Annotated in this window: 14 protein-coding genes; 2 read left to right on the forward strand and 12 right to left on the reverse strand. The window is 64.5% G+C overall.

Going from position 1 to position 14,888, the window contains the following annotated elements:
* Positions 1–150: 150 nt before the first annotated feature.
* The 9 genes from NKH97_RS13370 to NKH97_RS13410 form a co-directional block, all read right to left on the reverse strand.
* Positions 151–1,917: an ABC transporter ATP-binding protein gene (locus NKH97_RS13370; protein WP_023810818.1), complete on the reverse strand. Its 1,767-nt coding sequence runs from the start codon at positions 1,915–1,917 to the stop codon at positions 151–153.
* A gap of 208 nt (positions 1,918–2,125) precedes the next feature.
* Positions 2,126–3,070, reverse strand: a complete 945-nt coding sequence (locus tag NKH97_RS13375; protein ID WP_023810819.1) for an acetamidase/formamidase family protein — start codon at positions 3,068–3,070, stop codon at positions 2,126–2,128.
* Positions 3,060–4,655 carry an ABC transporter substrate-binding protein gene (locus NKH97_RS13380; RefSeq protein WP_502895179.1) on the reverse strand — a complete coding sequence of 532 codons (1,596 nt, stop codon included), beginning with the start codon at positions 4,653–4,655 and terminating at the stop codon, positions 3,060–3,062. The genes NKH97_RS13375 and NKH97_RS13380 overlap by 11 nt, the downstream gene beginning before the upstream one ends.
* A gap of 82 nt (positions 4,656–4,737) precedes the next feature.
* Complete coding sequence (locus tag NKH97_RS13385) at positions 4,738–5,658, reverse strand: ABC transporter permease (protein WP_023810821.1); 921 nt, start codon at positions 5,656–5,658, stop codon at positions 4,738–4,740.
* Positions 5,655–6,521, reverse strand: coding sequence for an ABC transporter permease (locus NKH97_RS13390; protein WP_196815320.1), 867 nt, complete (start codon positions 6,519–6,521; stop codon positions 5,655–5,657). Before NKH97_RS13390 ends, NKH97_RS13385 begins: the two co-directional genes overlap by 4 nt.
* Before the next feature lie 19 nt (positions 6,522–6,540).
* Positions 6,541–7,158 (reverse strand): ANTAR domain-containing response regulator, encoded by a 618-nt coding sequence (locus tag NKH97_RS13395; protein WP_023810823.1) that lies wholly within the window; start codon positions 7,156–7,158, stop codon positions 6,541–6,543.
* Positions 7,155–8,249 carry a transporter substrate-binding protein gene (locus NKH97_RS13400; RefSeq protein WP_023810824.1) on the reverse strand — a complete coding sequence of 365 codons (1,095 nt, stop codon included), beginning with the start codon at positions 8,247–8,249 and terminating at the stop codon, positions 7,155–7,157. The genes NKH97_RS13395 and NKH97_RS13400 overlap by 4 nt, the downstream gene beginning before the upstream one ends.
* A 152-nt stretch (positions 8,250–8,401) precedes the next feature.
* Positions 8,402–8,809 (reverse strand): hypothetical protein, encoded by a 408-nt coding sequence (locus NKH97_RS13405; protein WP_245273201.1) that lies wholly within the window; start codon positions 8,807–8,809, stop codon positions 8,402–8,404.
* A 252-nt stretch (positions 8,810–9,061) separates the two neighbouring features.
* Positions 9,062–9,931, reverse strand: a complete 870-nt coding sequence (locus NKH97_RS13410) for a helix-turn-helix domain-containing protein (protein WP_352440627.1) — start codon at positions 9,929–9,931, stop codon at positions 9,062–9,064.
* 92 nt (positions 9,932–10,023) lie between these two features.
* On the opposite strand from NKH97_RS13410, the gene NKH97_RS13415 reads away from it, so the two are divergent.
* Both NKH97_RS13415 and NKH97_RS13420 read left to right on the forward strand, forming a co-directional pair.
* Positions 10,024–11,568, forward strand: a complete 1,545-nt coding sequence (locus NKH97_RS13415) for a 4-hydroxyphenylacetate 3-hydroxylase N-terminal domain-containing protein (RefSeq protein WP_352440628.1) — start codon at positions 10,024–10,026, stop codon at positions 11,566–11,568.
* Positions 11,569–11,574: 6 nt separating this feature from the next.
* Positions 11,575–12,084, forward strand: coding sequence for a flavin reductase (locus NKH97_RS13420; protein ID WP_352440629.1), 510 nt, complete (start codon positions 11,575–11,577; stop codon positions 12,082–12,084).
* 75 nt (positions 12,085–12,159) lie between these two features.
* Here the strand turns inward: NKH97_RS13420 and NKH97_RS13425 are convergent, their stop codons facing one another.
* The 3 genes from NKH97_RS13425 to NKH97_RS13435 form a co-directional block, all read right to left on the reverse strand.
* Complete coding sequence (locus NKH97_RS13425; protein ID WP_023810829.1) at positions 12,160–12,816, reverse strand: methionine ABC transporter permease; 657 nt, start codon at positions 12,814–12,816, stop codon at positions 12,160–12,162.
* Complete coding sequence (locus NKH97_RS13430) at positions 12,797–13,894, reverse strand: methionine ABC transporter ATP-binding protein (protein WP_352673103.1); 1,098 nt, start codon at positions 13,892–13,894, stop codon at positions 12,797–12,799. Before NKH97_RS13430 ends, NKH97_RS13425 begins: the two co-directional genes overlap by 20 nt.
* Positions 13,895–13,986: 92 nt before the next feature.
* A complete protein-coding gene (locus NKH97_RS13435) occupies positions 13,987–14,841 on the reverse strand; it encodes a MetQ/NlpA family lipoprotein (RefSeq protein ID WP_352553230.1) in 855 nt (284 codons plus the stop codon).
* Positions 14,842–14,888 lie beyond the last annotated feature (47 nt).

Genomic DNA, 14,888 nt, shown 5'->3' on the forward strand with positions numbered 1-14,888 from the left:
TGGTATTGAACATGAGGAAGATAGGGACAGAGGGCAAGAGGCCGTCCCGGATTTCGTGTTCGAAGCGATGCGCTTTGGGGACAGAATGCCGGCGTTGAGCCCGAGATAGAAACACAAACACGTGAACCGCGACCCGCGGCGGTACTTGCCTCAGCCCTCGGCGGCGACGAGGTGGCCGTTGCCGACATCCCTCAGCGCCAGTTTCAACGGCGCCTCGCCGATCCTGCGGGTGGCGCTCGGGATCTCCTGGTCGAGGCGGGCGAAGCGGCTTCGCCGCTTAGCCGGATCGGGCACGGGCACGGCTTCGATCAGCCGCCTGGTGTAGGGATGACGCGGGTTGGAAAAGACCTGGTCGCGCGTGCCCATCTCGACGATCTGGCCGAGATACATGACGGCGACGCGGTCGGAGATGTTCTCGACCACAGCCATGTCATGCGAGATGAAGAGATAGGCGACGCCGAATTCGCGCTGCAATTCCTTCAACAGATCGAGCACGCGCGCCTGCACCGAGACGTCGAGCGCCGAGACGCTTTCGTCGGCGATGATCAGCTTCGGCCGCAGCGCAAGGGCACGCGCAATACAGACGCGCTGGCGCTGGCCGCCGGAGAATTCATGCGGATAGAGTTCCATCTGATCGGCCGACAGGCCGACGCGCTCGAACAGCGCGGCCACACGGTCGCTGCGCTCTTGCTTCGAGGCGATGCCATGGATCAGCAGCGGCTCGGCGACGAGTTCGCCGACGCGCATGCGCGGGTCGAGCGAGGCGTAGGGATCCTGAAAAATCATCTGCACGTCGCGGCGCACCGCCTTACGCTCGTCGCGGCCAAGGCCAGACAAATTGCGGCCGCCGATGACGACGCCTCCGCTGTAGGGCACCAGTCCGGCCAGCGCCTTGGCGGTGGTCGACTTGCCGCAACCGGATTCGCCGACCAGCGCCAGCGTCTCGTTGGCCGCGATCGAAAAGCTAACGCCTTCGACGGCGTGAACGCGCCGGTTGACCCGACCGAAGAAACCGCCATGCAGGTCGAAGCGGACATGCAGGTCCTTGACCTCGGCGACATTGGCCGATGCCGTCGTCGCCTCGGCCTCCCTGGATGTCTGTCGGCCGACGCCGCTGCCGATGCGCGGTACGGCGGCAAGCAGTTCGCGCGTGTAGTCGGCTTGTGGCCTGGAAAAAATGTCGGCGGTTTTCCCCTCTTCGACCATGCGGCCATGCCGCATGATGATGACGCGGTCGGCCATCTCTGCGACCACGCCCATGTCGTGGGTGATCAGGATGACGCTGGTGCCGTGCTGGCGCTGCAGGTCGCGCAGCAGCTCCAGCACCTCGCCTTGCACGGTGACGTCAAGTGCCGTCGTCGGCTCGTCGGCGATCAGCACGTCCGGCTCGAGCGCCAGCGCCATGGCGATCATCACCCGCTGGCGCATGCCGCCGGACAGTTCGTGCGGAAACTGCTTCAGCCGGCTTTCGGCTTCCGAAATGCGCACCGCTTTCAGAGCCTCGATGGCGCGCTGGCGGACTTCGCCCTGCGACAGGCTGGTGTGTGCCTCGATGGATTCGGTGAGCTGCCGGCCGATCGACAGCACCGGGTTGAGCGAGGTCATCGGCTCCTGGAAGATCATGGCGATGCGGTCGCCGCGGATGCGCCGCATCCGGCGCTCGTCCAGAGTCGTCAGATCTGTATCGCCCAGATGGACTTTGCCGGATGAAATCCGGGCGGCAGGCTGCGGCAGAAGCTGCATGATCGCCAGTGCGGTCATCGATTTGCCGGAGCCGGATTCACCGGCAATGCAGAGCGTCTCGCCACGCGCCAAAGTCAGCGACAGGTCGGAGACGACCTCGCGCTCGCCGTCCTCACCGCGCACGCTGACGCAGAGGTTGGCGATGTCGAGTATGGGTTTGCTGGCGGCGATCATTGCGCGTGTGACCCGGAGGGGGATTTACTCCGGCACACCCCCCTCTGTCCTGCCGGACATCTCCCCCGCAAGGGGGGAGATTGGCGGCTTTGCCGCGGCGTCCATTCGTCACCGTTGAAAAGTGGCGAAGCCCGTCGTGACATCCGATCTCCCCCCTTGCGGGGGAGATGTCCGGCAGGACAGAGGGGGGTGCAGCGCCGGCCCAACCTCATTCAAACACGCAGCGCGGGAAGTAGAACGACACCACCCAGTTCGGCATGTCGACGATCTCGCTGATGCGGAGATCGCCGCAGACCGAGGCCAGCATGTAGGCCTCGACGGGGTCTATTCTGTAGCGGGTGGAAAGCAGGTCGACCATCTGGGCAACCGCCTCCTTTGCACCCGTCATCAGGTCCGGCCCAACTCCCGTCGTCACCTCATAGCCCTTGGCGTCGAGATGGCGCGTCACCGGGCCTGGCGTGGTGAAGCGCGGCGTCTTCAGCCTGGCGTCCTTGACCAGATCGAGCTTGAGCACGACGTTCATCGGGCTTTCGATCGCCGTGCCGCAGACCTCGCCATCACCTTGCGCGGCATGGGTGTCGCCGACCGAAAACAGCGCGCCCGCCACTTCCACCGGCAGGTACAGCGTGGTGCCGGCGGCGAGATCGCGGATGTCGAGATTGCCGCCGACGCGTCTTGGCGGGACCACCGAGTGGTGACCCTTTTCCGCCAGGGCGTTGCCGATGGTGCCGGCGAAGGGTTTCAGCGGCACCCTCGCATTTTTGCCGAACAGCGCCGGCTCGAGCGAGGCAGCGTCGTACTTCCAGATGTTCAGCGCCGGCTCCTTGAAGTCGTCGGCGAGCAGCCCGAAGCCCGGAATGTTGGCCGTCCAGCCGAAGCCGGACGGTTTGAACATCTCGATCGTCACCTTCAGTGCGTCACCCGGCTCGGCGCCCTCGACGAAGATCGGCCCGGTCACCGGATTGACGGTGGCGAAGTCGAGCTTGGCGACGTCGGCGACCGTGCTGTCGGCCTGCAACTGGCCACCGGAGGAATCGAGGCACTGGAACTCGATGGTCGAGCCGGGCGCCACCCGCTCGGCCGGGGCAAACGAATTGTCCCAGCCGAAATGATGTTGGCGCCCGTGGATGGTGTAGTCGCAGTTATTGCACATCTTTTACGTACACATTGTCGTAGTTGATCGGGATATGGACCGGGTCGACATAGAGGTTGTCGGCGCCGCCCATGCGCGCCGATTTCATGGTGAAGCGCTGCTCGTTGAAGACCGGCGCCCAAGGCGCGTCCTCCATCACCTTGTCGTAGATGGCGCTCCACATCTTGTCGCGTTCGCCAGCCTTGGCGGGATCGACCACCGAGTCGGCCTCGGCCGCCTTGGCGTCGAGATCCTTGTTGCAATACCACGACCAGTTCCAGCCGCCCGGCACCGCACCGGCGCAGCCGAGGATCGGGCCGTAGAAGTTCGACGGATCGGGGAAATCGGCGATCCAGGCCATGCCGCCGGACCAGATCATCGGTGCGCCGGCCTTGTCGCCGCCGGCGGCAATGACGTTTGCCTGGGCGAGCGACTGGATGCTGGCCTTGATGCCGATGGCCGCCAGGTCCTGCTGGATCGCCTGGGCGATGCGCGGGTTGGGATCGGTGTTCATGGCGAACAATTGCGTCTCGAAACCATCGGGATGGCCGGCCTCGGCAAGCAGGGCCTTGGCCTTGGCGACGTCATAGGGATAGCCCTTGTATTCCTTGTCGTAGCCCGGCATCGACGGCGGCAGCGGCTGATTGGCCGGCACGGCGCGGCCGTTGATGATCTGGATCACGCGCGCCTTGTTGATCGCCATGTTGACCGCCTGGCGCACCTTCACATTATCGAACGGCGCCATGGTGGTGTTCATGGTGACATAGCCGGTGTGCAGCTGGCCGCCTTCGACGACGCGCGCCTTCTGCTCGGGATCAGCCATCACCTCCTGGAATTTTGCCGGCGGAATGCCGTCGCCGGGCACGTCGATCTCGCCCTTCTGCAGGCGCAGCAGCGCAACGATCGGCTCCTGGCCGATCTCGAAGGTGATCTTGTCCAGATGCGGCAGGCCCTTGTGCCAATAGTCCGCATTGCGCTCGAAGACGATGCGCTGGCCGAGTGTCCACTCGGCGAGCTTGAAGGCGCCGGTGCCGACCGGATGCTTGCCGAAATCGGCGCCGTATTTCTCGACCTCTTCCTTCGGCACGACATGCGAGAAGTTGATGGCCATGACATGCAGGAAGGTTGCGTCGGGGCGGGTCAGTTCGAACTTGACCGTGTAGGGGTCGACGACGGTGACGCCGGAGAGGCTCTCGGCCTTGCCGGCGGCGACATCGTCATAGCCCTTGATCGAGCCGAAAAAGCCGGCGCCGGGGCTCTGGGTCTTTGGATTGGTGACGCGGTCGAGCGAATATTTCACGTCGTCGGCGGTCATTTCGCGGCCATTGTGAAATTTCACGCCATGGCGCAGCTTGAAGGTGAAGGTCTTGCCGTCGGGCGAGATCTCGTAGCTTTCGGCGAGGTCGGGTTTCAAATTGGTGGTGCCCGGCTCGTAGTCCATCAGCCCGTCGAACAGGCTCTTGATCATCGACCAGTTCTGCCAGTCATAACCGATCGCCGGATCGAGCGTGGCGACATCGTCCTTGTAGGTGATGGTGATGGCGCCGCCCTGCTTGGCGTTCGGGTCGACGGCGTCTTCGGCGCGAACACTTGTCATGCCGAGCATCAGCGCCAGCGCCGATACCGCTACCGTGGATGCGAGAAACTTTTTCATTTTTATGTTCCCTTTCTCTATCTGGTTTTCATTTTCATCTGAGCTTGATGCGGGGGTCGATGAAGGGCGCGATGACGTCGGCCAGCAGATTACCGAGCACGATGGCGAAGGCCGAGATCAGGGTGACGCCCATGATGATCGGGATGTCCACGCGCTGGATGGCCTGCCACGCCAGCTGGCCAATGCCAGGCCAGCCGAACACGCTTTCGACGACGACAATGCCACCCATGAAGATGCCGATGTCGATGCCGATCATGGCGATGACCGGCAGGATGGCGTTGGGCAGTGCATGGCGGAACAGGATGGCTCGCCGCGCCAGGCCCTTGGCGCGGGCGGTGCGGACATAATCCTGGCGCAGAACATCGATCATCGACGAGCGCATCATGCGGGCGTACCAGCCGGCGCCGAGTATGCCCATGGTCAGCGACGGCAGCACGAGATGACGCCAGGTGCCATAGCCGCCGATCGGGAACCAGCTGAGCCGCACGGCAAAGACGTAGAGCAGCAGCAGGCCGACGACGAATTGCGGCGCCGAAACGCCGACGAAGGAGGCGACCATCAGCGTCTGGTCGGTGGCGGTACCGCGCTTGACGGCAGCGATCAGGCCCATGCTCAGGCCGAGCAGCAGCTCGCACAGGATGGCGCCGACCATCAGCAACAAGCTGGCCGGCAGCCGTGAGACGATCAGCTCGGTGACTTCGGAGCGCTGGATGTAGGAGCGGCCGAGATCGCCGCTGATGAGCTTCGTGAGATAGCGCCAGTACTGGACGATGAAGGGCTGGTCGAGGCCGAGCTGCTGGCGGATGTTCTCGACCGTCTGCGGCGTGGCGCTGCGACCGGCGATCTGGCGCACCGGATCGGCGGGCAGGAGATAGAGCAGCGCGAAAGTGATCAGCGAGACGCCGAGCAGGATCAGCAGCGACTGGATCAGGCGGCGGCCGAGATAGGCGATCATGCCCGGCCCCTCTGCGTCGGATCGAGGATGTCGCGCAGTGCGTCGCCGATCAGGTTGAAGGCCAGCGCCAGCGCCAGGATCGCGGCACCGGGGAAGAACACCAGCCAGGGTGCGGCCTGGAAATAGGTCTGGTTCTCGAAGATGATGTTGCCCCACGACGCCGTCGGCGGCTGCACGCCGATGCCGAGGAAGGAGAGTGTCGCCTCGAGCAGCACCGTGGTCGAGATGCCGAGCGTGCCCCAGACGATGATGGTCGGCAGCAGATGCGGCAGGATATGGCGAAACAGGATGCGCGGTGCACTCGCCCCTATGGTGCGTTCGGCGTCGATGAATTCGCGCTCGGCCAGCGAAGAGGTTTCGGTGTAGATGACGCGGGCGGTCTGCACCCAGTTGACCAGCGCGATGACCATGGCGACGATCCACAGGCTGGGCTCGAACACCGCCGCCAGGCAAATGGCGAGCAGCAGTGCCGGAAACGCCATCATCAAATCCGTGAAGCGCATCAGCGCGCTGCCGATCCAGCCACGGAAATAGCCGGCGACAACACCGACCAGCGTGCCGATGAACAGCGCCACGCCATTGGCGACGATGCCGATGATCAGCGAGGTGCGGGCGCCGTAGAGGATGCGGGTCAACAGGTCACGGCCGAGCAGGTCGGTGCCCAGCCAGAATTTTGCATCCGGCGGCAAGGGCGAGCCCTCGATGGTCAGGCCGTCGAACATCTGCTCGTTGGGATCATAGCCAGTCAGCCATGGCGCCAGCACGGCGCCGGCAACGACAATGGCGACGATCATCAGCCCAAGCAGTGCGAGACGGCGCCTGACCAGCCGGCGCCAGACGCCGGCGCGTGGTTTGACCGGCATGCGCCCTGGCGCGGTGAGATCAGGCGCGATGGGACTGGTCATCGCCGCCTTCTTCCCCTGTTGCTTCTTCACTTGTCATTGCCACGATCCGCCGCGCGGCATCCTCGACGCTGATCTGCCAGCTCATAGCCAGCGAGCGAAGCTGCGCATAGGCGCGGCCGTCATCGGTGCCTTTCGCCAGTGCGGTGACCGCGCGCACGATGGTCTGGCGCTCGGCGACGCGCTGGCGAAGCGAGGCAATCTCACTGGCCAGGTGTTTTCGCGCCTCGAAACTCTGGCGCGCGATCAGCAGCGCGCTGTAGACGCCGGCATTGCCGACCGGCTTCAGGAGCTGGGCATCGGCCTTGTGCGACAGCGCCCATTCGATGCGGCCCGGCGCCTCGGAGCCGATCAGCGCCACCAGCGGCATCGGCGCCTCGCCCGGCTTCCAGGGGAACTGCTCGTCGAAACCGAGATCGGCGTCGAAGAACACGAAATCGGCCGCCAGCGCCTCGGGCGGCAGTTCCGGCCAGCAGTCCAGCGTGATCAGGCCGATGGCCGACAATTGCCTGGTGATCGCCTGCACCGTCGGATGCGGGCGATGCAGGATAAACGCCTTGGCGCCGCCGAGATTGGGGATGCGTGGGGCTCTCGTCACGACACCACCCTCAGGCGTGGGCGGCCGAATGTTTTTGCCGGGTCGTAGCGCGACAGATAGGGATCCGGCGCGACTTCGTCTTCGCGGCTGACGACCTCGAAGAAGCCGTCCGCGATCCGCCCGATGATCACCGGCAATGTGGCGTGCTGCGAGTGCGCGTCGATGGCGATCGGCCCGAGCCGGGTGGAGAAGCGGCGTTCTGCGAAGGCTCTGGAAAATTCCGCCGGACCGGCTTCGGGATTGCTGGAGAGCACGTCGGCCATCACCTGCACGGAGGCATAGGCGGAGGCCTCGAAAGACGAGGCGAAGGCGGCCGGCCGCGGCGCGAAGTACGGCCCGACCGATAGATGTCCCTTGCCGGATTCACCGATCGCCGGCAGCTCACCTTCGGTGAGGTTGCAGGAGATGACGGGACAAGTCTCGGGACTGAAGGCGGCATCCTCGTGACCTAGGTCGCGATAGGCCGCGAGGAAGGCGTAGGACGAGGTGCCGATCAGGTTGTTGAGGATGAAGTTCGGCCGCGTGGCGCGGATTTCCGCGATCAGACGCGACACGTCGGTCTCGCCGATGCGCAGATAGCGTTCGCCCAGAACCTTGCCGCCGGCATCGGCGATCAGGTCGCGGGCGACGCGGTTCATCTCCCAGCCCCAGATATAGTTCGAGCCAAGCAGGAAACCGTTGGCGCCGAAACGCGGCACGACATGCGCCATCAACGGCACCAGATGCTGGTTGGGGCAGGCGTGCATGTAGACGACGTGCTCGTTGGCCTCGAAGCCCTCATAGGGGCAGGCGTACCACAGCATGCCGCCCGCCTTCTCGAGCACCGGAATGGTTTCCTTGCGGCTCCACGAGGTGACGCACCCGACGACATGGCGCGCGCTGCTGGTCCTGAAAATATCCTCGCACAGCGTTGCGTAGCGGTCGGCATTGCTTTGCGGATCGCGCTCGACCGGCACCAGTTCGATACCTGAGCTGCGATCGGCGTTGATGTCGGCGATGGCGCGCATGGCGCCGATGCGGCACGCATCGGAGACGAGCTGATAGCTCCCCGAGCGGGAATATAGGATGCCGATCTCGATACGCCGTTTCAAACAGATCCCCAAAATGACAATGCCTCGCAGCCAGCGCCGGGAGGGCGAGGCATACGAGGCATTCTTGCCGCCCGGCGATCAGAGCCGGTATTTTGCGCTAGCGTATTCTGTCCGGCGGGTCAGTCAAGCCCTCAACGATATTTGCGTGACCGTCATCGCCGTTTCGCTGCCACTGGCCTCTGACCGTGTTGACGCGCATAGGTCACGCAGGCGTCCACCGTGCTGACACAAAGCGCGTCGCGCCTGTTCGGCATATTGTTGTCGCCGGCGTAGGCAACTTCGGCGACGCGACCGTCGACCATGCGAATTTGCGTATCGCAATAACCGCCGGGAGCGACATTGACGGAGCCACCGACCGCCGGGATCGCGCCCAATGCCATGGTTGGGACGACGATGCTGAGATTGCCGCGCTGAACGACGCGCTTATAGGACCAGATCTGGCCCGATCGGCCGGCGTCCGCGGTGGCGGTCGGAAACCCCGCGCACATGCGGACGTCGGCTTCGCTGAGGCCGACCATCTCCTTGCGAGCCGCCGCCGCGGTGGGGTCAACCTTGGCCACGCGCGACGTATCGTCGGGAACGACGCAGGAAGACTGGATGCCAACGAAGAGAATAGGAAGGGCAAGCTTTTGAATGCAGGAAAATATCATGCCGACCGTCAGATTGGTCCGATGTCAGATTTGCGTGGCACCCGCCGCTCCTTTCTACCTAGGCAGGCAGGCGAAGGGATCAACCCGTTCAGCTTCACGAAAAAGTGGCTGTGGCTGCAACATCGAGGATTGCGCGTCACGGGGTCTGCATTTCACGCAGGATCAATGGCCCTGCAAGTGCTTCCGGCGCCAGGCGGCGGGCGCTTCGCCGACTCGCGCGCGAAAGAACCGTGAAAAATACGCCGGGTCGTCGAAGCCGATCTCGTAGGCGATGTCCTCCACCGTGCGTACGGTGAACAGCAGCAGGCGCTTGGCCTCCAGCAGCCGCCTTTCGCTGACGACCCGCTTGACGCCGGCGCCCAGAACCGCATGGGCAGCCTTGTCGAGAAGATGCGGCGTGGTGGCCAGCGCCTCGACGTAGCGATCGACCGGCCAGTTGTCGCGGAAATGCGTGTCGGCGAGCCGACGCAGGCCCCGCGCCAGCGAAGCATCGGAAGAGGCGGCGGAGGCGGTCACGCCGGGGCTGAGGCGCGCAATTTGGGAGAGTGCGACGGCGATCAGCGCCGGCAGGACCCTGTCATTGCCGGCTTGCGCCTCGGCATATTCGGCGGCGATCATCTCCAGCACCGCCGCCAGTCTCGCCCACGCTGCGTGTCGTGGCAGACCGTCGGCAAAGACCGGCCTGTCCAGCGGCAGCAGGCTGTGAGCGGCGATGGCCGCGAGCGCGCCGTCGGCGACCGAGACGACGATGGCATCGGTGCCGGGTCCGATCGAGAAGCCATGCACGACAGCGCTCGGCACGAAGCTGACGGCAGGCGCCGAAAAGTCCCAGGACCGGTCTTCGATACGGTAGGTGCCGGAGCCGCTGGTCCAGTAGGTGATCTGGCCCATCTGCGGATGCTTGTGCGCCGCAACCTGACCAAGATGGATATTGCTGCGCGCAAGCACCGTCTCGACATGCAGGAAACCGACATCGAGCGGCCGCACAGGCTCGCCATAGACGAAGAAGTCGGGGATGGAATTCTGGCTCATGGCGCCTGAAAAAGTCCAATCGGTTTTGCCGTTCCGTCCATAACCAATGCATGCCCAAGGCGCTAGTGTTGCGACTCAAGAGGAGGACCATCATGCGATCAGAAGACTTCCGCGTCGACAAGGCACGGCCGTTCACCGGGGCCGAGTATCTGGAGAGCCTGCGCGACGGCCGCGAGGTCTATATCAATGGCGAACGCATTGCCGATGTCACCACGCACCCGTCGATGCGCAATTCGGCGCGGTCGCTGGCGCGCCTCTACGATGCGCTGCATGATCCCCTGCGACGGGACACGCTGACTTCGCCGACCGACACCGGCTCGGGCGGCTACACCCACAAATATTTCCGCGTCGCCAAATCCTCTGGCGAACTCGCCGCCCAGCAGACGGCGATCGCCGAGTGGTCACGCATGTCCTATGGCTGGATGGGGCGCACGCCCGACTACAAGGCGGCGCTGATGAATACGCTCGGCGCCAACGCAGACTGGTACGGGCCGTTCAGGGACAATGCCCTGTCCTGGCACAGGCGTGCCCAGGAAGCCGTGCTGTTCATGAACCATGCCATCGTCAACCCGCCGATTGACCGCCACAAGCCGGCCGAACAGGTGAAGGACGTCTTCGTCCACATCACCAAGGAGACGGATGCCGGCATCTACGTCTCCGGCGCCAAGGTGGTGGCGACGTCCTCGGCGCTGACGCACTATAACTTCCTGGCGCAGGGATCGGCGACGGTCACCGAGGATCCGTCGCTGTCGGTGATGTTCATCGTGCCGATGAATGCGCCGGGGATAAAGATGTTCTGCCGCGTCTCCTACGAGCAGACGGCCAACACGGTGGCGGCGCCGTTCGACTATCCGCTGTCGTCACGCTTCGACGAGAACGACGCGATCCTGGTGCTCGACAATGTCTTCATCCCCTGGGAGGACGTGCTGGTGCTGCGCGATGCGCAGAAGATCCTGTCCTTCCACCCGGCGTCCGGCTTCATGCATGGCTACTGCTTCCAGGGCTGCACGCGTTTCGCCGTCAAGCTCGATTTCCTCGCCGGCCTGCTGGCCAAGGCGCTGCGCGCCACGGGCGGCGATGCTTTCCGCGGCAACCAGGCGGCACTGGGCGAGGTCATTGCACTGCGGCACATGTTCTGGAGCTTTTCCAACGCCATGGCCTACAACCCGATCCCGTGGGCGAATGGTGCGGTGCTGCCCAATCTGGAAGCCGCGCTCGCCTACCGCACCTTCATGTCGGAAGCCTATCCGCGCGTCATCGACACCGTGCGCCGGGTGATCGCGTCCGGGCTGATCTACCTGCCGTCGTCGGTGCGCGACTTCAACAACCCCGAGATCGACAAGTATCTGGCGCAATATGTGCGCGGCTCCAACGACATGGGCCACATCGAGCGCATCAAGATCATGAAGCTTTTGTGGGACGCGACCGGCACCGAGTTCGGCGGCCGTCACGCGCTCTACGAGCTCAACTATGCCGGCGCGCCGGAAGAGGTGCGGCTGCAGGTGCTGAAAGGAGCTGAACGCGGCGGGCGGCTGAAGGCGATGGAAGAGCTCGTCGACACCTGCATGGCCGACTATGACGAGAATGGCTGGACGGGCGATACCTGGTTCAATCCGCTTGTCTCAACGGCCGAGTGAAACCAGATGGCCACGCAGATTTCGAAAACCGATTTCCGCGACGCCATGGCGAGGGTCTGCGCGCCGGTCAACATCGTCACCACCGATGGCCCGGCAGGGCGCGGCGGCTTCACCGCCACCGCCATGTGCAGCGTCTCCGACGAGCCGCCGACGCTGCTGGTGTGCATGAACGGGCGCTCGACGCAGGCCGCCATGTTCCTGTCCAACCAGCGCTTCTGCGTCAACGTGCTGACGCATGACCAAATGCATCTGGCGGGAAAGTTCGCCGGCGCGACCAGGGACATGGAAGCGCGCTACTCCGCCGCACGCTGGCAGACGCTGACCTCCGGTACGCCGGCGCTGTCGGATGCGATCGTCAATTTCGATTGCGAGATCGAGACTGTGCATATCGTCGGCACGCACAATGTCATGATCGGCCGCGTCATCGATGTCCGGCACGGCAGCGGCGGTTCGGCCCTGCTCTATGTCGACCGCAACTACACGCAGCCGACGCGGCTTGGCAGCTTTGGCGGGTGAAGCCGGGTGTCAGACGGTTTGGTGGCGGGGATGCCTCCGCCTATCCCGTACGCGGCCGTGCCACCAGCCAGTCTTTCACCCCCGCCGATCCAGCCTCGCCACCAGCCGGTCCCCCGCCCACTGGATGCCGCAGACCAGGATGATCAGCACGATGACCACGGCGATCATGATGGACGTCTCAAATCGTTGATAGCCGTAGCGGATGGCGAGGTCGCCGAGGCCGCCGGCACCGATGGCGCCGGCCATGGCCGAGGCACCGATCAGCGTCACCAGCGTCACCGTGAAGCCGGCGACAATGCCGGGCAGGGCTTCCGGCACCAGCACCTCGCGGATGATCGTCCAGCGGTTGCCGCCCATGGCGCGCGCCGCCTCGATCAGCCCGCGATCGACTTCGCGCAGCGACACTTCGGCGATGCGCGCATAGTAGGGCGTGGCGGCGATCGACAGCGGCACGATGGCCGCCCATGTGCCGATCGAGGTGCCGACGATCAGCCGCGTCACCGGGATGAGCGCGACCAGAAGAATGATGAAGGGCACCGAACGGAAGCCGTTGATGACGGCGCCAAGCGACCGGTTCACCCACAGGCTTTCGGCAATCCCGCCGCGTTCGGTGGCGATCAAGGCCAGGCCGAGCGGCAGGCCGAAGACCAGCGAGATGAGGCCGGAGGCGGCCGTCATCAGCACCGTCTCCCAGATCGAACGCAGCAGAAGTTCAAACAGGATCGGCGACATGGCCAAGCACCTCCACCCGCGCCTGGCGGGCCTTCAGGAATGTGATGATGTCAGCGAGATGATTTGCATCGCTGCCGGGAACCGAAAGGAACAGCGTGCCGACCGGCTGCTGCTGGATATGGTCGATGCCGCCATGGACGAGGCGGAAGGTGCCTGGAACAGCCGTGGCAAGGTCGGACAGCAATGGCCCGCTTGCCGCTTCGCCGGCCACATCCACGCGCAGGATCGTCTCCGCGCCGGCCGCCGGCAGCAGCCGGGCCGCCAGTTCGGCTGGCAGCTGCGGCCGGATGGCGCCGAGCAGGCTCCTGGTGATGTCCGAGCGCGGGTCGGCGAATACCGACCAGACCGGGCCTTGCTCGACGATGCGCCCGGCATCGATCACCGTCACGCGGTCGGCGATCGAGCGGATCACCTCCATCTCATGGGTGATCAGCAGGATGGTCAGGCCGAGCTGCCGGTTGATATCCCTGAGCAGCGCAAGGATCGAGCGCGTCGTCTCCGGATCGAGCGCCGAAGTGGCTTCATCCGACAAAAGCAGCGCCGGCCGTGCTGCCAGCGCCCTGGCGATGCCGACGCGCTGCTTCTGGCCACCCGACAGCGACGCCGGATAGGCTTTTGCTTTCTCCGACAGGCCGACGAGATCGAGCAGTTCGGCGGCGCGCTTCAGCCTCTCGGCTTTCGGGCGCCCCTCGATCTTGAGCGGTAGCGCCACATTGTCCTCGACGGTCTTGGCCGACAGCAGGTTGAAATGCTGGAAGATCATGCCGATGCGTCGCCGCAACGGCTGCAGGTCGCGCTCGCCTAGCCGGCTGATCTCGCGGCCCTCGATGAACACCTCGCCGGAGTCAGGCCGTTCCAACCCGTTCAGGCAGCGGATCAACGTCGATTTGCCGGCGCCGCTGCGACCGATGATACCGAGGATCTCGCCCTTGCGCACGGTCAGCGAGATGCCGTCGAGCGCCGCTGTCACACCGAAGCGGCGCTTCAGGTCGACGAGGCGCACGACGTCCTGAGACGCGTCGGGCCGGGCATGCGTCGGATCGGCGGTTTCTCCGGATGCCGTGATATGCTGGTTCATGAATGTTCCTGTTCTCCGAAAACGCAATCGCGGCCCGCGCCTGAGCGCGGACCGCTATTGCTCTCGAACCGGGTTTCCGGTCGACGATCGGGTCAATAGGCGCTGAGGCCGGTGCCCTTGTAGACCTTGTCGAACTCGGCCTTCACCGCCTCGTTCTGATAGGAGGCGACCAGCGTCTTCACCCAGGCCTCGTTCTCGTTGCCGGCCTTCACCGCGATGAAATTGCGGTAGGGATTGTCGGCGATGGGCTCCTGCGCGATGCGGTTTTCCGGCGTCAGGCCGCTTTTCAGCGCCCAGTCGGTGTTGACCACGGCCGCGTCGAGATCCTCGACCGAGCGGCCGACGATGCCGGCGTCGAGTTCCTTGATCACCACCTTCTTCGCATTCTCGGCGATGTCGGCGGTGGTGGCCAGAATGCCGGTGCCGTCTTTCAGCTTGATCACGCCCTCGTTCTGCAGCACGCGCAGCGCCCGGCCTTCGTTGGATGGGTCGTTCGGCACGCCGACGACCGCGCCCTCGGGCAGGTCGGCGACTGCTTTGTACTTCTTCGAATAGAGGCCGATCGGCCAGACGCCGGTATAGCCGACACGCACGATGTGATAGCCTTGAGTCTTGATCTGGTTGTCGAGATAGGGCTGGTGCTGGAAGGCGTTGGCGTCGATTTCGCCGCGCTCCAGCGCCTCGTTGGGCTGGGTGTAGTCGTTGAACACCACGGTCTCGATGGCGAGGCCCTTTTCGGCCGCCTGGGCAACGACGACGCGCCAGACATCCTCGTCCTCGCCGCTGATGATGCCGACCTTGATCGCCTTCTTGTCCTCGGCGAACGATGCATGCGGTGCCATCAGGCTGCCGACCGCGACGGCCGATGCGAACAGCAGAGCCAGGCCGCTGCGCCGGTTGATGGTTGACCCTGAGGAAGATGGCAAAGTGTTTTTGAAGTCGGACATGATTGATCTCTGCAGTTGTGAAGTCATGCGGCCAAGCGGACTGCCTA

It is taken from the genome of Mesorhizobium sp. M0870, from assembly GCF_040319775.1.
Lineage (GTDB): Bacteria > Pseudomonadota > Alphaproteobacteria > Rhizobiales > Rhizobiaceae > Mesorhizobium.

Bases quoted from the DNA above. Each gene is read 5' to 3' on its own strand.
- NKH97_RS13370 (WP_023810818.1), bottom strand. From the start codon at position 1,917: ATGATCGCCGCCAGCAAACCCATACTCGACATCGCCAACCTCTGCGTC.
- NKH97_RS13375 (WP_023810819.1), bottom strand. From the start codon at position 3,070: ATGTGCAATAACTGCGACTACACCATCCACGGGCGCCAACATCATTTC.
- NKH97_RS13380 (WP_502895179.1), bottom strand. From the start codon at position 4,655: ATGCTCGGCATGACAAGTGTTCGCGCCGAAGACGCCGTCGACCCGAAC.
- NKH97_RS13385 (WP_023810821.1), bottom strand. From the start codon at position 5,658: ATGATCGCCTATCTCGGCCGCCGCCTGATCCAGTCGCTGCTGATCCTG.
- NKH97_RS13390 (WP_196815320.1), bottom strand. From the start codon at position 6,521: ATGCCGGTCAAACCACGCGCCGGCGTCTGGCGCCGGCTGGTCAGGCGC.
- NKH97_RS13410 (WP_352440627.1), bottom strand. From the start codon at position 9,931: ATGAGCCAGAATTCCATCCCCGACTTCTTCGTCTATGGCGAGCCTGTG.
- NKH97_RS13415 (WP_352440628.1), top strand. From the start codon at position 10,024: ATGCGATCAGAAGACTTCCGCGTCGACAAGGCACGGCCGTTCACCGGG.
- NKH97_RS13420 (WP_352440629.1), top strand. From the start codon at position 11,575: ATGGCCACGCAGATTTCGAAAACCGATTTCCGCGACGCCATGGCGAGG.
- NKH97_RS13425 (WP_023810829.1), bottom strand. From the start codon at position 12,816: ATGTCGCCGATCCTGTTTGAACTTCTGCTGCGTTCGATCTGGGAGACG.
- NKH97_RS13430 (WP_352673103.1), bottom strand. From the start codon at position 13,894: ATGAACCAGCATATCACGGCATCCGGAGAAACCGCCGATCCGACGCAT.
- NKH97_RS13435 (WP_352553230.1), bottom strand. From the start codon at position 14,841: ATGTCCGACTTCAAAAACACTTTGCCATCTTCCTCAGGGTCAACCATC.